Origin of the sequence: Alkalicaulis satelles (assembly GCF_008630495.1) — a bacterium.
Lineage (GTDB): Bacteria > Pseudomonadota > Alphaproteobacteria > Caulobacterales > Maricaulaceae > Oceanicaulis > Oceanicaulis satelles.
The window spans coordinates 91473-107009 of the sequence record NZ_VWOJ01000002.1; the positions used below are offsets into that span (position 1 = coordinate 91473).

The following is a 15537-nucleotide window of genomic DNA, read 5'->3' on the forward strand; positions in this document are numbered from 1 at the left end:
GGGATAGTCATGACACGATCGCGTTCGGGGGGAGGCATAGTGACATATCATCCAAAAGACGCGCCAGAAGCCGGCCCGCCACCCCAGCCGGACGCACAGGCCGCTGCGGTGGACGCCTCCATCGTCATCCGCACCTATAATGAGGGCAAGTGGCTGGGTGACGCGCTGAAAGCGGTGGCAGCGCAGAACCCGGAACCCTACAGCTATGAAGTCGTGATCGTGGATTCAGGCTCCACGGACGACACGCTGAAGATCGCTGAAGCCCATGGCTGCAGGATCACCCATATCAAGAAAAGCGAATTCACGTTCGGCCGGTCGCTCAATATGGGCTGCGAGGCGGCCATCGGACGGTTTCTGGTGTTCATCTCCGGTCATTGCATACCGTCCGGGGAGCGCTGGCTGCACAATCTGGTCAAGCCGCTGGACGAAGGCGTGTGCGCCTACACCTATGGCCGCCAGATGGGCAAGCCTGGCATCACGAAATTTTCTGAAGAGCAGCTGTTCCGCAAATATTTCCCCGATTGCTCCCACATTCCGCAAGACGATTTCTTCTGCAACAACGCCAACTCTGCGATCCTCACATCGGTCTGGAAATCGCATCCTTTCGACGAAACCGTCACCGGGCTGGAAGACATGGCGCTGGCCAAGCAGCTGGTCGCTGACGGGATGAAGATCGGTTATGTGGCCGACGCCCCGGTGATCCACATCCACGAAGAGAGCTGGTCCAAGGTCAAGACGCGCTATGAGCGCGAGGCGGTGGCCCTGCAGGACATCATGCCCGAGGTTCATGTCGGCTTTGGCGATTTCGTGCGCTACACCCTGGCCGGGATCATGCACGACTGGGGCGAGGCGCTGGACCAGCGCGTGTTCTGGAAAGAGGCGGGCAATATCGTCATGTTCCGCTTCAACCAGTACTGGGGCAGCTATCAGGGCAATAATAATCACCGCAAGCTGTCCCAGCGCCGCAAGGACCGGTATTTCTATCCGCGCTGACGCCCGTCATCGCGCTCTGTCATCACTGGAGACTCATTCATGTCCGAGCCGTTCAAGCTCGTCGCCCTTCTGCCCATGAAGGCTCATTCCGCGCGCGTCACGTCGAAGAACTTCCGTGAGTTCGCCGGCAAGCCGCTGTTTCGCTGGATCCTCGACACGCTTCTGAGCATGGAGGAGATCGACCGGGTAGTGATCAATACCGATGCGCGCGAAATTCTGGCCGAGAAGGGCCTGAAGGACGGTGATAGCGATGGCCGGGTGATGATCCGCGACCGCAAGCCGGAGATTTGCGGCGATTTCGTCTCCATGAATCTGGTGCTGGGCGATGACGTGGCCAATGTCGCCTCTGACGCCTATCTCATGACCCACACCACCAATCCGCTCCTGTCGGCGGACGCCATGCGCGGGGCGCTGGCCCGGTATCACGCCACGGTGAAAGCTGGCGAGGCCGACAGCCTGTTTGCGGTCAACCGAATCCAGACCCGCTTCTACCGTGAGGACATGAGCCCGGTGAACCATGACCCGGACAATCTGATCCGCACCCAGGATCTGGAGCCGTGGTTTGAGGAAAACTCCAATCTCTATTTGTTCAATCGCGAGAGCTTTGCAGCCACCAACGCCCGCATCGGCAAGCGCCCGGCCATGTATGTGACCCCGGCGCTGGAATCCATCGATATCGACGACGCCGACCAGTGGGCCCTGGCCGAGGCGGTCGCGCTCTACAACGCCCGCAAAGGAAGCTGATCCATGCGCGTTCTGGTCACCTGCCCGCCCATGCTGGGCATGATTGATGAATTCCGCCCCATTTTCGCGCAGCGCAATGTGGAGCTGGAGGCGGCCAAGGTCGTCCAGACCCTGTCTGAAGACGAGCTGATCGCGCTTCTGCCCGGCTTTGACGGCTGGATCATCGGCGATGACCCGGCCAGCGCCCGGGTGCTGGAGGCTGGTGCGGCGGGCAAACTCAAGGCCATCGTGAAATGGGGCGTCGGCGTCGACAATGTGGACTTCACCGCCGCCAAGCGCCTGAACCTGCCCGCGGTGAACACGCCGGGCGTGTTTGGCCGCGAGGTCGCCGATCTGGCGGTCAATTACGTCAACGGACTGGCGCGCGAGAGCTATCTGATCGACCGGGAAATCCGCATCAACAAGATCTGGCCCAAGCCGCGCGGCATCTCGCTGGCCGGCCGCACAGCCGCGATCATCGGCTTTGGCGATATCGGGCGCTGCACCGCCCTGCGCCTTCTGGCCGCCGAGATGCGCATCATCGCCTATGATCCCGCCTTCCGCCCGCTGGACGGCCATGAGGTGGAGCACAAACCCTGGCCCGAAGGCGTTGAGGAGGCCGATTTCCTGGTCTTCACCGCTCCGCTCAACCCCCACACCCATCACATGTTCAATGAGGACGTGCTGGCCCGGGTGAAGCCCGGCGTGCGCCTCGTCAATGTGGGCCGGGGTCCGGTGGTCAAGGAAACCGCCCTGCTCGACGGTCTCGCCTCGGGCCGGATTCATTCGGCTGCGCTGGACGTGTTCGAGATCGAGCCGCTGGCGCCCGACAGCCCCTTGCGCGGCTATGAGCGGTGCATTTTCGGCTCCCACAACGCCTCCAACACCGAGGACGCGGTGCGCCGCGTCAGCCTGCAGGCCATCGAGCACCTGTTCGGCTTTCTCGGCGTCAAGTAAGGACCGGCCATGACCCGCGCGGCGCTCATCACCGGCATTTCCGGCGGCATCGGCGCCGCGCTGGGCCAGGCTTTCCGGGCGGCGGGCTACCGGGTGATCGGGACCGGGCGCCAGCGCGCCGGGGACGATATCTGCGACGCCTTCGTGGAGGCCGATCTCAACGCCATGGCCGAAGATGACGCCGCCCTCGCCCGCTTCGCCGCCACTGTGCGCGACGCGCTGGAAGGCGCGCAGCTCTACGCTCTCGTCAACAACGCCGCCGCCCAGATCCTGGCGCCTGTGGAGGGCCTCTCCATGGACGCCTGGCGGCGCACCATGAACGTCAATCTCACCGCGCCCTTCCGCCTGGTGCAGACCTTCCTGCCCGAGCTGGAGGCGGCGCGCGGGTGCGTGATCAATATCGGCAGCGTCCACGCTCAGGCCACCAAGCCGGAATTCGCCGCCTACGCCACCTCCAAGGCCGCCCTGCACGGTTTGACCCGGGCGCTGGCGGTGGATCTGGGCGCGCGGGTGCGGGTGACCTGCCTGGCGCCAGCCGCGATCTCAACCCCCATGCTGATGGCCGGGTTCGAAGGGCGCGAGGCCGCGTTCCAGGAGCTGGAGGCCTGCCATCCGCTGAACCGGATCGGCGCGCCGGAAGAGGCGGCGCAGGCGGCGGTGTTCCTGGCCTCGCCGGGCGCGGCGTTCGCCACGGGAACCACTTTCTATCTTGATGGCGGCGTGCTCTCGCGCCTGCACGATCCGGTATAGACGGCGGCGCTAATCTGCTCGCTTGCGCGGCTTGGAGCCCTGCCGGGCGATGAAAATGCCCAGAAGGATCACCCCCAGCGCCAGCCAGGCGGTCAGGCCCAGCGCCTCGCCCAGCATCAGCCCGATCAGGGCGGCCACCACCGGCACGGCGTAATTGATCAGCGCGATAAAGGCCGCACCGACTTTGCGGGCGATTCCCATATAGACAATGGTCGCCAGCGCCGTGGGCAGAAGGCCCAGCGCGATCACGGCCAGGATGGAGGCGAAACTCGGCGCGATGGGCGCCCCGGCGGCCAGATCCCAGATCACCAGCGGCGCAGCCAGCACGCTGGCGCAGATCAGCGACCCTGCGGCCACGATGATCGGGGCGGTCTCGGGCATGCGCTGATACATGATGGCGTTGGCCGCATAGGCCAGCGTGGCCGCGAAGATCAGCATCTGGGCGAGAAAATCGGTCTCCAGCATGCCCGCCAGCGCTGACGGCCCGGTCAGCAGCACGATGCCGGAAAACCCGATCAGGAAACCCGCCGCCTTCCAGGCATTGATGCGCTCGCCCGGCAGGACGAAATGGGCCGCCATGATGATGGCCAGCGGCGTCATGCCCATCAGGATGCCCGCCACGCCCGACGGCACGGTCTGCTGGCCGATGGCGATCAGGGTGAAGGGCAGCGTATTGCCGAACAGGCCCAGCCCTGCAAACCACAGCCAGCGCCGGTCGCCCAGGGGCGGCAGATATCGGCGCTGCAGTCCGGCCCAGACGGTCAGCACCACAGCGGCCAGCGCCAGTCGCCCGAACGCCACCAGCGATGGCGGCAGCGTCTCCACCCCCACCGTGATGAAGGCGAACGCCCCGCCCCATAGCAGCGCCAGCGTGGCCAGCCCGCCCCAGCCTTTAAGTCCCGGTTTGTCAGGGGTCATGGCTGAAACGGTCCGGCAGTGAGACAGGAGGGCGGGGGGAGGATCATGGCGTCAGGCGGTTAGGCTCAAGGACCCCGCCCGTCAAGCCGGGCGCATCACAAGCGTTTGACGCTGCGCGCGCAAAAGCCTAGGCGAGAAGCCTCAAGCCTGCCGCCAGAAGGGAATCGCCATGGCCCGTCCCAAACCCAGCCTTCGCCCGTCCGATCCGCGTTTTTCGTGCGGGCCGACCAAGAAGCGTCCAGGCTGGGAGTGGGGTGCGCTTGCCGCCGCGCCGCTGGGGCGCACCCATCGCGGCGGCGTGCCCAAGGCGCGCCTGGCCGAAGCCATCGAGCGCACTGGCGCTGTTCTGGATATCCCGTCCGATTACAAGGTGATGATCGTGCCCGCCTCCGACACCGGAGCAATGGAGGGGGCGCTGTGGTCGCTGACCGGGGCGCGCCCGGTGGACGTGTTTTCCTGTGACGAATTCGGGCGTCGCTGGCTGATCGATCTGCGCGACGAGCTCAAGCCTGAAGGGCTCAGCGTCCACGAAGCGCCCTATGGCCAGGCGCCGGACTATGGCCGCGCCAACCCGGCCCATGATCTGGTCTTCACCTGGAACGCCACGGCGGCGGGCGTGCGCATCCCGGACGCGGACTGGATCGCTGGTGACCGCGAGGGGCTGACCATTTGCGACGCCACCTCGGCGGCTTTCGCGATGGATCTGCCCTGGGACAAGCTGGATGTGACCACGTTCAGCTGGCAGAAATGCCTGGGCGGCGAGGCCCAGCACGGGGTGGCGATCCTGTCGCCGCGCGCGCGCCAGCGCCTGCGCGAGCACCGCCCGTCCTGGCCCGTGCCGCGCCTGCTGCAATGGTTCGAGGCGGGCGCTGAAGATGCGGCCATCTATGCGGGCTCCACCATCAACACGCCCTCCTTGATGTGTGTGGAGGATTATCTCGACGCCCTCAAATGGGCCGCGCGCGAGGGCGGGGCCGAAGCGCTGATCGCGCGCACCGAGGCCAATTTCGCCGCGCTGGCCGCCTGGACGGAGAGCGCGCCCTGGATCGGCTTCCTGGCTGAGGACCCGTCCGTGCGCTCCACCACCTCGGTCACCCTGACCTTCACCGGCGAGGCGCTGGCAGGTTTGAGCGAGGCCGAGCGCTGGAGCGTGTCGCGGCGCATGGGCGTGCTTCTCGAGCGCGAGGAGGCCGCCTTCGACGTCATCCCCCACCCCAAAGCGCCTGCGGGCCTGCGCATCTGGTGCGGACCGACGGTGGACACTGATGATGTCTCCGCCTTGGGCCCCTGGCTCGACTGGGCGTATGAGAGCGCGCTTGAAGAGCTGGGGATCGCCTGATCGGCGTGCATTTTTGTTATCAAAGTCCAGTCCGGATTATATTGCCCCTCCAATACAAGGGGAAGATGTCATGAAACAGGCTTCAGTCCTGGCCGCCAGCTGTCTGCTTGTAAGCCTCTCAGCGCCTGTAGCAGCGCATGCTGACGAGCCTGCAACGGCCAATGTTCCGAGAACAACGCCGCAGGTCATGCGCATGATTCCACAGGAGCCGGCGCCAGAGCCTGACACCGTTTACGGCATGGGCGAATGCCGCCGCGTGGTGCTGGGACAGACCGGATTGTTCTCCGTCTTCGTAAGATGCGTGGAGGGCGGCCGCTTCATCTCGGAAGACCAGTCCTGGGACATGATCAGCTTCATTTACACAGGCGCAGGCGCTCATGCCTCCAACCGGGCGTGCACCCAGCAGGCCAGCATCAGCGACAACGAGTTCACCGACGCCAGCTGCGAATTGCTCTGGGAGATGCGCCGGCAGGCCTTCCGGGACTTCATCCTGCGCGCCAGCGAGGATGGTGCGGCGGTCAGCTTTTTAGGGGTGCGCCGCCAGGAAAGGGGCGGCGTATTCGAGGTCCAGGGCTACGCGCGCGACAACTGAAGACTCAGCGTGAACGGCCTGCGAACGCAGCCAGCGCCGCCACCACCGCGCGGTTGTCGGCTTCGGTCCCCACCGTGATGCGCAGCGCATGGGGCAGGCCATAGGGCGCCAGGGCGCGCACGACGAGGCCGTGTTCGGTCAGGAAGCGGTCCGCATCGGCGGCGCTGCGGCCGGGCTCATCAGGGAAATGGACCAGTACGAAATTGCACACCGAGGGCGTGACCTCGAAGCCGAGCCCGCCCAGCTGCTGGGCCAGATAGGCCAGCCATTGATCATTATGGGCCTTGGAGCGGGCAACGAACTCCCTGTCGCCAATCGCCGCCACCCCCGCCTCGATGGCCGGCAGATTGACATTGAAGGGCCCGCGCACCCGGTGGATCACGTCCACAACCGCTTTGGGCCCGTACATCCAGCCGAGCCGCAGGCCGGCCAGGCCATGGATTTTTGAAAACGTGCGGGTCACCGCCACATTGCCGTAATCGTCGGCGAGCTTCAGCGGGTTCTCCCAGCCGGGCGCATCCACATATTCGGCATAGGCGCCGTCGAGCACCAGCAACACGTCGTCAGCCAGGCCCTCGCGCAGGCGGCGCACCTCGGCCCCGCTGATCCAGGTGCCGGTGGGATTATTGGGATTGGCCAGGAAGACAATGCGCGCCCCGTCCCTGGCCGCCTCGATCATCGCATCCACATCGGTGGTATAGTTGCGCTCAGGCGCGCTGACACAGCGCGCGCCCGACTGCATGGCCACCAGCCGGTAGACCAGAAAGCCGTACTGGCTCTGCACCACCACATCATCGGGCGCCAGATAGGCCCGCCCGATCAGCTGCAACAGCTCGTCCGAGCCCGCCCCGCACACGATCCGGTCCGCATCCACGTCCTCGGCCTCAGCGATCGCCTGGCGCAGGCGCGTGGCGCCGCCATCGGGATAGACATGCAGCTTGTCCGCCGCCGCGCGGAACGCCTCGGCCGCTTTCGGGCTGCAGCCCAGCGCGTTTTCATTGGAGGACAGCTTCACCGCCCCCGCCGGGGCAGCCGCGCCGGGCACATAAGGCTTGATGTCCATAAGGCCGGGGCGGGGCTGAAGGGTCATGACGGGTCTTTTCCTGAAGGCTGGGGCGGGGTCTGGCTGGGAGATAGCGCGGGGCGAACGGCGCCTTCAAGCACCTTGCGCCGGACGCGCTGGGCTGCGCCGCCGGGATGGACCGCGCCCACATGCTTGATGGCCTCGGCCAGGATCAGCCCGCCAAAGGCCGGCGCGGCGCGCTCGCCTGCGCTTTCCAGCGCCGGGGCGAGCTTCGGCCCGCAGGTCCAGCGCCAGGGCGGGGCATAGAGCGCGCGCGACCAGGCCACCGGCTCGAAAAGGGCGCCGGTGAGCAGATCCGACAACTGACGGCGCGAGAACGGGCGGCCATGGCCGAACGGGGTGGATTCAGCGCGCGCCCACAGCCCGCCGCGATGGGGCGCGATCACCACGATGCGCCCTTCCGGCGCGGTCACGCGCCACAGCTCGCGCAAGAGACGGCGCAGATCATCGGCCTCCTCCAGCGCATGGGCCAGCACCACCCGGTCGAACATCGCATCGCCGAACGGCAGGCGCGCCTCGGCGCCCAGCGCGGTGAGCGACGCCTCGCCCCTGGGCCAGACCACCGCGCCTTGAGCGGCAGGCATATAGGCCACCGTGCGCCGGGCCTCGTCCCGGTAGGGCTCCAGATACGCCCCGGCATAACCATAGCCCAGCACGTCCAGGCCCTTGGCCTGCGGCCACAGCGCGGTCAGGCGGCGCAGCGCCATATCGCGCGCGGCCCGGCCCCGGACGGAGCGGTAGAAACGGTCGATTTCCAGCGCATCTGTACGCATGGGCGCCCTCGCCTTGCTTGCCGGGGGGATGATAGGCTCCTTGACCGGCCCGGGACAGGGTCCGCGGCACGACGCTGACACACGCAGACAGACGAAAGAGGACGCGCCATGGCGCTGGAGATCCGGCAATTTGCCTGCCTTGAGGACAATTACGGCTTCCTCATCCGCTGCAGCCAGACCGGCGCGTGCGCGGCCATCGACACGCCCGAGCCCGCCCGCATCCTGGAAGAAGCCCGCGCTGCGGGCTGGCGGCTGACAGAGATCTGGAACACCCATCACCACTGGGACCATGCCGGCGGCAATGACACCATTCGCGCAGCCAATGGCGCACGCATCACCGCCCCGGCTGAGGAAGTCAGGCAGATCGGCCATGTGGATCATCCCGTGAAACCGGGCGACCGGGTCAGGCTGGGCGCGCTGGAGGCCGAGGTGATTGATGTGGGCGGCCACACGCTGGGCCATATCGCCTACTGGTTTGAAAGCGAGGGCGCGGCGTTTGTCGGCGATGCGCTGTTCGCGCTGGGCTGCGGGCGGTTGTTTGAAGGTACGCCTGAGCAGGCCCAGGCCGGGCTGGCGCGCCTGCGCGCCCTGCCCCCGGACACGGTCATCTATTGCGCCCACGAATACACCGCCGCCAACGCCCGCTTTGCCTTGAGCGTCGATCCGGGCAATGAGGCGCTGACAGCCTATGCCGAAGAGGTGGAACGCAAGCGTGCGCGCGGCGAGCCCACCGTGCCCACCACGATGGCGCGCGAGATCGCGGCCAATCCGTTCCTGCGCTGGGAGGATGCAGTCTTGCGTTCGCGCTTCGGCCTGGAGACCGCGCCGGACTGGCAGGTCTATGGCGCGGTGCGCGCAGCCAAGGACAGCTTTAAAGGCTGAAACTAGAGGCCAAGCGCCATGAATATCTGGCTGCGCGGCAGGGCGATCAGCGCGCCCGCAGCGATGGCGATGCCGTAGGGCGCAGGCGCGCCCGGCGCCAGGGCCGTGCCGGTCAGGCGTCCGGCCATTTGCGGGATGGTGGGCGCAATGCGCCGGGCCAGCACCAGCGCCACGGCCAGCACCCCGCCCGCCAGCATGGACCAGACCAGAAACGCCACCGCGTCCGGCCAGCCGAACCATAGCGCCCCGGCGGCCAGCAGCTTCACATCGCCCCCTCCCAGCCAGCCCGGCGCCCACAGCGCCAGGCCTGCAGCCAGCACCGCAAACCCGGTCAAAAGGGCGAGCCCCGCCCCGGTCCAGCCATAGCCCAGCGCAAAGGCGGCCGGAATCCACAGCACGATCAACGCGCCTGAAATCCAGTTGGGGATCAAAAAGCGCGTGGCGTCCGTCCAGGCCGCCGCCAGCATCAGCCCGGCGAGAGCGAGAAGAAGGATCTGGGCGGTCATGAGCGTGGCTCCCGGCAGTGCGTCACTGACCGCTTTCATAACGCATCAGGATTAAGGCTTCGCCAATGGGACAAGGGCTCGGGGCTGGACGCAGAAAAGCCGCCCCCTTTCGGGGACGGCTTTCTTTACGCAGCAGCGCTTAACGCTAGCGGCTTGCTACTCAGCGCCGCTGAGGCCGTCCGCGACGCTCTGGAAGGTGTCTTCCAAGTTCTCGCCGACCAGGCCGACCACCACGATGATCGCCACGGCGATCAGGGCGGCGATCAGGCCATATTCAATGGCCGTGGCGCCGGACTCGTCCTTGAAGAATTTCGAAACCAGGGTTTTCATCCCATCCACTCCGTTTGCTCTTTTTTCCCAGCCCAGAGTCTCAAGTCCGTCCCGACCCGCTCTGAACGTAAGCGCAGTAAACACGAAGACGATTGAGGGGCGGTAAAATTCCATGCTTTATTTTCAGTAAACGCATTGCGCTGCACTTATAGTTTACACGCGGTAAACATAATCGCCCCGAATGGGCCCGCGTTTAGACTTCCTTCATCCGCGCGCGCGAGAAAGGCGTAACGCCAATCTCAAGGATGCCGACATGGCCCTGCGCGCCCTCATCACCGTTATCGCCCTTGCCGCCATGGCGGTTGCGCCAGCCGCAGCCCAGACTTTCCGGGTGCCTGCTGATCATGCCGCCCTGATCCGCCTGCCCGGCGAGGCGGCGGCGATTGTGGTGGGCAATCCGGCCATCGCCGACGCCAATCTCTATGACGCGCGCACCATCTTCATCACCGGCAAGCGCTTCGGGCGCACCAATCTGATCGCGCTCAACGCCGAGGGCCGGGTGCTTTACACAGCTGATCTTGCGGTCGGCGGCAATGACCGGGGCGTGGTTCAGGTGTTCCGCAACACCGCGCGCGCCAGCTATGTGTGCGCGCCGGACTGCCAGGCCATTCCGGTGCTGGCCGATGATGAAGCCTGGAATTCCCTCAATGGCGGCTGAGCCCCGCTGAGCGGCTCCGTCTACCCCGTCCGGGCGTCATAAGGCCGCCAGACGCCATCAGCTCCCCGGATCATCAGGCCTTCAGGACTGGTGACCAGGTCGAGCAGCGCGGCGGTCTGGGCGTCGCTCACCCCGTCATGGCGGGCCGGGCGAAAGCGCATCTGGAACGCCTGCAGCGCATGACGGGTCTGGTCATCCCAGACGCTGGTGACCTCCACGCCAAGCCCGTGGCGGCGCAGGCGCGCCTGATGCCAGCCCGCATCCGGCAGGGCGTCCTGATACTGCGCGCTGAGCTCCTCCAGCCGGGTTTCATCCGGCCACGGCACAAGCCCCGCCCAGGCCAGACGCCGCCAGGGAAACAGCGGTCCGGGATCGGACTTGCGCCCCGGCGACACCTCGGCATGGCCGAGAATGCGGTGCGGGGCGATGTCATGGCGCCGGGCGATATCACCGATCAGCCACGCGGCGGCGGCGATCTGCGCCTCGTCATAGGGCTCCCACTCGTCCGGCGCGCCCCAGTCATAGCCCCGGTTGACGATCTCGATCCCGATGGAGGCGGTGTTGAGATAGGTCTCCCCGCGCCAGCTGGAGACGCCCGCATGACGCGCCCGCCGGTGTTCAGGGACCAGCCGGTGGATGCGCGCGGGATCGCGATCGATCAGATAATGGCTCGACACCCCTGTGGTGGTCAGAAGCCGCAGCGATTCCTCGAAATCCACCGCTGTGTAATGCACGATGATATAGCGCACCCGGCTGTCATGGGCCGGGCTGGCATGGCGGGTGTCAATGCGCGGCCCGGACGCGCAGGCGCCGAGCGCAAACACCGTCAGGGCGGTGATGAGAACAAAGACCAGCCGGATCATAAAGCCGTTTTAAGCCAGCGATCTGTTGCGCGCCATGGCTGGTGCGTTGACCAGGCTGCGCACCTTCATTGGGCTGCATGACGGCTCTGTCTTCCCCCGCTTGCGGGGGGAGTGGCCCGAAGGGCCGAGGGGGGCAAGTGCGGGCCCAAGCTTTCATATGCCGCTTCCCCCCTCCGTCAGCTTTGCTGACACCTCCCCCGCAAGCGGGGGAGGATAGGAAGAGCCGCACGTTTCCTCTTGCCCAATCCCGCCCTGAAATGGCCATGACGGCGCGGTGTGATTTGGGTTAGCCTTCCTCAATTGCTTTCAAAATCAAGGTTCAGGGGCCTGTCATGAAATACATCCTCGCTTGCGCCCTCGCGGCGTGCGCCGTCTTCGCCAGTCAGGGCCAAGCCCGCTCGGACGAAAGCTTCACCCGCTTTGACGAAAGCCATATGCGCGCCATCGCCGCCGCGCTCTCCCATGACATCCGCGATCTCAGAGCAAGCGAGCGGGGCTATATCGCCGAAATGCGCACCAATGAGGGGCTGAACTATTTCCTGATCGCCAGCGTGTGCGATGAGCGGGGCTGCCAGGGCCTGCACTCCATCGTGACTTATATGAACGAGACCGGCCTTACCCCCGCCACCGTAAACCAGATCAATATCGACAGGGCCGCCGTAAAAACCACGGTTGAAGGCGATACGGTCTATTTCAGCCGGTATGATATCACCGATGGCGGCGCCACGGTGGCCTCGCTGGCCGCCTCGGTGAGCCTCACCGTGACCATGGCCAGGGCCATCGCGAGCGATCTGGCTCATGACTAGCGCGAGGCCGGACCCCGCTCCACGCCCGGCATGATCCACGCGCCCGATAACGCCGCCTCGCGCGGCGCGTAGAGGCGTGCGGTGAGGGCGAAGGGAGCGCCGGCAGGCGCAGGCAACCAGTTGGAATCAGGCGCATCCGCGGGGCGTTCAGGCGCGATCCAGAGTGTCAGTCCGCCGTCCGCGTCCGCCGCCAGCCCGTCCCGGTCCCCAAGGGCATGGCGCCCGTCCACACCGTGGGGCAGGAAGCCGTGCGCATCGTAAAGGGTGACCGACCAGAACGCGTCCGCAGGCGGCCACGCCCCGGGCTCAAAGCGCAGCGTGTAGACATGATCGCCGGTGAGCGGGCGCCCGGCGCTGTCGCGCGTGGTGTTGGGATAGATCGCATCCGCCGCCAGGTTCGCGCCCAGCCCGATATGCGCCACGCCGGCGCGCAGGGCGTAATTCGTGCCGTATTCGCCCAGCCCTTGCGTCAGCGTGCGCCAGCCCTGCGGGCCGGGAGGTTGGCGGTCGGCTTCAGCCAGCCGGGCGCGCGCCACCGCCACGCCGCGCCCCATCACCCGGCGCGCCAGCAGGCCATGCCCGCGCCAGTCCAGCGCTCCGGTCTGCGGGTCCACGCCCAATGCGGCCAGGCGCGCGGTCATCTCCGCGTCCTGCGCCCGCGCCGGGTTCTGCGCCATCAGGGCGGCCAGCCGCGTGAAGTAATCGTACGCCGCCAACGCCTCCACCGTATCCGGCGGGCGCTGGCCGGCATCGCCCGGGCGCACAGCGCCCGAGGGCGGCGCGGCGGTCAGCGAGATGGCGTCCTGCAGCGCGTGCACAGGCGCAAAATCCTCACCCGGCGCAACCTCGATCCGTCCGATCAGCCAGGCCATGGACGTGGACGAGCGCACATGCACCGCGCCCGGCAGACCCGGCCCGTCCCAGCCCGGTCCGGTGATGAAGGCCAGGCCCGGCCCCGATCCGGCCGTGCGCGAGCCGGGCGAGCCGGCCACATCGGTCCAGCCGTCGAGCACCTGCAACAGCCAGTAGCGATCACCCATGTCCGGCCAGCGCAGCACGGCGGGACCCATCGACAGATCGAGCCAGGCGATGGTGTAGAGCGTGTCGAGATTGGGCCGCACCACCGAGTCATCCTCGGCTCCGGGCAAGTCGCGCCGGTGATGCAGCGTGTTGATCCCGCCGGCGCCCGGCCCGACCGCGCCCTCCGCTTCAAGGCGCGCCAGCATCACCGCGCGCGTTTCCTCCATCAGCACCAGAGGATAGCCGAACACATAGGCCTCGCCCGCCGTCTGCCCGAGATCGCGCAGGGACAGGCCGTCGGGATTGCGCGTCAGCACCACCCAGCCCGCCGCTGCGGCGCCAGCCAGGACGATCAGGGTCACGAGAACAGGGCCGAGATATCGCATGGCTGCATCTTCACCGGCCCGGCTGCACCGCACAAGTCTCGACACGGGCGCCGCACCGGCCCAGTCTGCGCGGTGATGGACAAGAAGACCTACAAGCGCGAGCTGACCCGGCTCCAGATCGGCCTGGTGGCGCTGCAGCGCCATCTGATCGCCACGGGCGCACGGCTTCTGGTGATCCTGGAAGGGCGCGACGCGGCGGGCAAGGACGGCGCGATCAAACGCATTGTCGAGCACCAGTCCCCGCGCGAAACGCGGGTGGTGGCGCTGGGCGTGCCCACCGAGCGCGACCGGACCAGCTGGTATTTCCAGCGCTGGGCCGCGCATTTGCCCGCTGGCGGGGAAATGGTGCTGTTCAACCGCTCCTGGTACAACCGGGCCGGGGTGGAAAAGGTGATGGGCTTCTGCAAACCTGCCCAGCACGAGGCCTTCATGCGCGATGTGGGGCCGTTCGAGCACATCCTCACCGATGACGGGCTGACCATTCTCAAATTCTATCTCGATATCTCCCGCGCCGAGCAGGCGCGCCGTCTGGAAGCCCGGCGCACCGATCCGCTCAAGACCTGGAAGACCTCGCCCATCGACGCGGTGGCGCTGGAGAAGTTCGACGCCTATTCCAAAGCCCGCAACGCCATGCTGGCCGCCACCGGAGACGCCGTCCCCTGGCGGGTGGTGAAGGCGGACGACAAGCGCACCGCGCGCCTGGCCATCATCCGCGACATACTCCAGACCGTGCCATGTCCAAAGCTACCCGAACGCTATGGCGCGCCGGACCCGTCCGTCTTGCGGGTATGGTCGCCCGGCGACCGGCCGCAAGACCATCTGCATCACTAACCGGGCCTCACCCGGAACGCCAAGGAGAGCACATATGAGCTGGGCGCTGAGCATTGACCGTAGCGACATCACCCGCGCCGAAATGGTGGAGGAGCCCTCGCGGGCGCTGGAAGACGGCGAGGCGCGCCTGACCATCCAAAGCTTTGCGCTGACCGCCAACAACATCACCTACGCCGCCTTTGGCGAGGCGATGGGGTATTGGCGCTTCTTTCCCGGCGCGGACGGGCGCGGGCGCCTGCCGGTCTGGGGCTTTGCGCAGGTGAGCGAGAGCCGGGCAGACGGCCTGCAGGAAGGCGAGCGCGTCTATGGCTACTGGCCTGCCGCCAGCGAGCTGATCGTGACGCCCGGCAAGCTGCGCCCTGAGAGCTTCATCGACGCCGCGCCTCACCGGGCCGGCCTGCCGGCGGTGTATAACCGCTATGTGCGCTGCGCGGGCGATCCGGCCTATGACCGCGCGCGCGAGCCCGCCCAGATGGTGCTGCAGCCGCTCTTCCTGACCTCCTTCCTGATCGACGCCTTCCTGCGCGACCAGAACTGTCTGGGCGCCAGGGCCGTGATCCTCACCAGCGCGTCCAGCAAGACCGCGCTGGCGCTGGCCTTCCTGCTGGGACGCAACCGGCCTGAGGCCTTGCGCATCGAAGCGCTGACCTCGGCGCGCAATGCAGCGTTCGTGGAGGCGAGCGGGCTTTATGATCATGTCATCGCCTATGACGATATTGGCAGCCTTGATGCGTCCGAGCCCCGCCTGATCGTGGATTTCGCCGGGGCGGCGGAGGTGAACCGGGCGCTGCATGACCATCTGGGCAAAGGGCTCAAGGGCAATATCCGCGTCGGCGGCGCCCATTGGGACGACAGCGCGCCCGCCCCGGACCTGCCCGGTCCAAAGCCGGTCTTCTTCTTCGCGCCCGATCACGCCCGCGAGCGCATGGCCGAGTGGGGGCCTGAAGAATTTGCGCGCCGCCAGGGCGGGGCCTGGACGGCGTTCGCCAAGTCTGCAGATGATCTGCTCACCTGGCGCACGCTGAAAGGCGGCGCGGCGGCGCTGGGCGCCTATCAGGCGCTGGTCAAGGGCGACGTGCCCGCCATCGAGGCGCTGGTGGTGGAGGCGCAAGAGCGCTGACAGATC

The 15537-nt window shown here is 66.8% G+C and carries 18 protein-coding genes; 11 read left to right on the forward strand and 7 right to left on the reverse strand.

Annotated features, from left to right (window positions below; genetic code table 11):
• Positions 1 to 39 precede the first annotated feature (39 nt).
• Genes F1654_RS06115 through F1654_RS06130 form a run of 4 tightly spaced genes read left to right on the forward strand, consistent with a single transcriptional unit; the run spans position 40 to position 3423 of the window.
• On the forward strand, positions 40 to 993 hold the full coding sequence (locus F1654_RS06115) for a glycosyltransferase (RefSeq protein ID WP_233205165.1): 954 nt from the start codon (positions 40 to 42) through the stop codon (positions 991 to 993).
• Positions 994 to 1032: 39 nt separating this feature from the next.
• Positions 1033 to 1737: an acylneuraminate cytidylyltransferase family protein gene (locus tag F1654_RS06120; protein WP_233205167.1), complete on the forward strand. Its 705-nt coding sequence runs from the start codon at positions 1033 to 1035 to the stop codon at positions 1735 to 1737.
• Positions 1738 to 1740: 3 nt separating this feature from the next.
• Complete coding sequence (locus F1654_RS06125) at positions 1741 to 2673, forward strand: phosphoglycerate dehydrogenase (protein WP_150022650.1); 933 nt, start codon at positions 1741 to 1743, stop codon at positions 2671 to 2673.
• Positions 2674 to 2682: 9 nt separating this feature from the next.
• Positions 2683 to 3423: an SDR family NAD(P)-dependent oxidoreductase gene (locus F1654_RS06130; RefSeq protein WP_150022651.1), complete on the forward strand. Its 741-nt coding sequence runs from the start codon at positions 2683 to 2685 to the stop codon at positions 3421 to 3423.
• Between the two features lie 9 nt (positions 3424 to 3432).
• Here the strand turns inward: F1654_RS06130 and F1654_RS06135 are convergent, their stop codons facing one another.
• A complete protein-coding gene (locus F1654_RS06135) occupies positions 3433 to 4341 on the reverse strand; it encodes a DMT family transporter (protein WP_150022652.1) in 909 nt (302 codons plus the stop codon).
• Positions 4342 to 4510: 169 nt separating this feature from the next.
• Here F1654_RS06135 and F1654_RS06140 point away from each other — a divergent pair, with 169 nt between their 5' ends.
• Together F1654_RS06140 and F1654_RS06145 are read left to right on the forward strand one after the other, a co-directional pair.
• Complete coding sequence (locus tag F1654_RS06140) at positions 4511 to 5680, forward strand: phosphoserine transaminase (RefSeq protein WP_150022653.1); 1170 nt, start codon at positions 4511 to 4513, stop codon at positions 5678 to 5680.
• Positions 5681 to 5867: 187 nt separating this feature from the next.
• On the forward strand, positions 5868 to 6272 hold the full coding sequence (locus tag F1654_RS06145) for a hypothetical protein (RefSeq protein ID WP_150022654.1): 405 nt from the start codon (positions 5868 to 5870) through the stop codon (positions 6270 to 6272).
• A gap of 4 nt (positions 6273 to 6276) precedes the next feature.
• On the opposite strand, the gene hisC is transcribed toward F1654_RS06145, so the two are convergent.
• Together hisC and F1654_RS06155 are read right to left on the reverse strand one after the other, a co-directional pair.
• On the reverse strand, positions 6277 to 7362 hold the full coding sequence (gene hisC, locus F1654_RS06150; RefSeq protein ID WP_150022655.1) for a histidinol-phosphate transaminase: 1086 nt from the start codon (positions 7360 to 7362) through the stop codon (positions 6277 to 6279).
• A complete protein-coding gene (locus tag F1654_RS06155) occupies positions 7359 to 8129 on the reverse strand; it encodes a methyltransferase domain-containing protein (protein ID WP_150022656.1) in 771 nt (256 codons plus the stop codon). Before F1654_RS06155 ends, hisC begins: the two co-directional genes overlap by 4 nt.
• 108 nt (positions 8130 to 8237) lie before the next feature.
• On the opposite strand from F1654_RS06155, the gene gloB reads away from it, so the two are divergent.
• Entirely contained in the window at positions 8238 to 9011 is a 774-nt protein-coding gene (gene gloB, locus F1654_RS06160) for a hydroxyacylglutathione hydrolase (protein WP_150022657.1), read from the forward strand.
• Positions 9012 to 9013: 2 nt separating this feature from the next.
• On the opposite strand, the gene F1654_RS06165 is transcribed toward gloB, so the two are convergent.
• Positions 9014 to 9517: an A24 family peptidase gene (locus tag F1654_RS06165; protein ID WP_199200481.1), complete on the reverse strand. Its 504-nt coding sequence runs from the start codon at positions 9515 to 9517 to the stop codon at positions 9014 to 9016.
• A gap of 156 nt (positions 9518 to 9673) precedes the next feature.
• Complete coding sequence (locus F1654_RS06170) at positions 9674 to 9847, reverse strand: Flp family type IVb pilin (protein WP_150022659.1); 174 nt, start codon at positions 9845 to 9847, stop codon at positions 9674 to 9676.
• 253 nt (positions 9848 to 10100) lie between these two features.
• On the opposite strand from F1654_RS06170, the gene F1654_RS06175 reads away from it, so the two are divergent.
• A complete protein-coding gene (locus tag F1654_RS06175) occupies positions 10101 to 10505 on the forward strand; it encodes a pilus assembly protein N-terminal domain-containing protein (protein ID WP_199200482.1) in 405 nt (134 codons plus the stop codon).
• A gap of 20 nt (positions 10506 to 10525) precedes the next feature.
• Here F1654_RS06175 and F1654_RS06180 read toward each other — a convergent pair whose 3' ends face one another.
• A complete protein-coding gene (locus F1654_RS06180; protein ID WP_150022661.1) occupies positions 10526 to 11368 on the reverse strand; it encodes an N-acetylmuramoyl-L-alanine amidase in 843 nt (280 codons plus the stop codon).
• Positions 11369 to 11700: 332 nt separating this feature from the next.
• Between F1654_RS06180 and F1654_RS06185 the strand changes: the two genes are divergently transcribed.
• Positions 11701 to 12174, forward strand: a complete 474-nt coding sequence (locus tag F1654_RS06185; RefSeq protein WP_150022662.1) for a YbjN domain-containing protein — start codon at positions 11701 to 11703, stop codon at positions 12172 to 12174.
• On the opposite strand, the gene F1654_RS06190 is transcribed toward F1654_RS06185, so the two are convergent.
• Positions 12171 to 13580, reverse strand: a complete 1410-nt coding sequence (locus F1654_RS06190) for a DUF1254 domain-containing protein (protein WP_199200483.1) — start codon at positions 13578 to 13580, stop codon at positions 12171 to 12173. The two genes, F1654_RS06185 and F1654_RS06190, sit on opposite strands and share 4 nt — an antisense overlap.
• 75 nt (positions 13581 to 13655) lie before the next feature.
• On the opposite strand from F1654_RS06190, the gene ppk2 reads away from it, so the two are divergent.
• Together ppk2 and F1654_RS06200 are read left to right on the forward strand one after the other, a co-directional pair.
• Complete coding sequence (ppk2, locus tag F1654_RS06195; protein ID WP_150022664.1) at positions 13656 to 14411, forward strand: polyphosphate kinase 2; 756 nt, start codon at positions 13656 to 13658, stop codon at positions 14409 to 14411.
• A 34-nt stretch (positions 14412 to 14445) separates the two neighbouring features.
• Positions 14446 to 15531, forward strand: a complete 1086-nt coding sequence (locus F1654_RS06200) for a DUF2855 family protein (RefSeq protein ID WP_150022665.1) — start codon at positions 14446 to 14448, stop codon at positions 15529 to 15531.
• Positions 15532 to 15537 lie beyond the last annotated feature (6 nt).

Bases quoted from the DNA above. Each gene is read 5' to 3' on its own strand.
- F1654_RS06120 (WP_233205167.1), top strand. From the start codon at position 1,033: ATGTCCGAGCCGTTCAAGCTCGTCGCCCTTCTGCCCATGAAGGCTCAT.
- F1654_RS06125 (WP_150022650.1), top strand. From the start codon at position 1,741: ATGCGCGTTCTGGTCACCTGCCCGCCCATGCTGGGCATGATTGATGAA.
- F1654_RS06130 (WP_150022651.1), top strand. From the start codon at position 2,683: ATGACCCGCGCGGCGCTCATCACCGGCATTTCCGGCGGCATCGGCGCC.
- F1654_RS06135 (WP_150022652.1), bottom strand. From the start codon at position 4,341: ATGACCCCTGACAAACCGGGACTTAAAGGCTGGGGCGGGCTGGCCACG.
- F1654_RS06140 (WP_150022653.1), top strand. From the start codon at position 4,511: ATGGCCCGTCCCAAACCCAGCCTTCGCCCGTCCGATCCGCGTTTTTCG.
- F1654_RS06145 (WP_150022654.1), top strand. From the start codon at position 5,868: ATGCGCATGATTCCACAGGAGCCGGCGCCAGAGCCTGACACCGTTTAC.
- hisC (WP_150022655.1), bottom strand. From the start codon at position 7,362: ATGACCCTTCAGCCCCGCCCCGGCCTTATGGACATCAAGCCTTATGTG.
- F1654_RS06155 (WP_150022656.1), bottom strand. From the start codon at position 8,129: ATGCGTACAGATGCGCTGGAAATCGACCGTTTCTACCGCTCCGTCCGG.
- gloB (WP_150022657.1), top strand. From the start codon at position 8,238: ATGGCGCTGGAGATCCGGCAATTTGCCTGCCTTGAGGACAATTACGGC.
- F1654_RS06165 (WP_199200481.1), bottom strand. From the start codon at position 9,517: ATGACCGCCCAGATCCTTCTTCTCGCTCTCGCCGGGCTGATGCTGGCG.
- F1654_RS06170 (WP_150022659.1), bottom strand. From the start codon at position 9,847: ATGAAAACCCTGGTTTCGAAATTCTTCAAGGACGAGTCCGGCGCCACG.
- F1654_RS06175 (WP_199200482.1), top strand. From the start codon at position 10,101: ATGGCCCTGCGCGCCCTCATCACCGTTATCGCCCTTGCCGCCATGGCG.
- F1654_RS06180 (WP_150022661.1), bottom strand. From the start codon at position 11,368: ATGATCCGGCTGGTCTTTGTTCTCATCACCGCCCTGACGGTGTTTGCG.
- F1654_RS06185 (WP_150022662.1), top strand. From the start codon at position 11,701: ATGAAATACATCCTCGCTTGCGCCCTCGCGGCGTGCGCCGTCTTCGCC.
- F1654_RS06190 (WP_199200483.1), bottom strand. From the start codon at position 13,580: ATGCGATATCTCGGCCCTGTTCTCGTGACCCTGATCGTCCTGGCTGGC.
- ppk2 (WP_150022664.1), top strand. From the start codon at position 13,656: ATGGACAAGAAGACCTACAAGCGCGAGCTGACCCGGCTCCAGATCGGC.
- F1654_RS06200 (WP_150022665.1), top strand. From the start codon at position 14,446: ATGAGCTGGGCGCTGAGCATTGACCGTAGCGACATCACCCGCGCCGAA.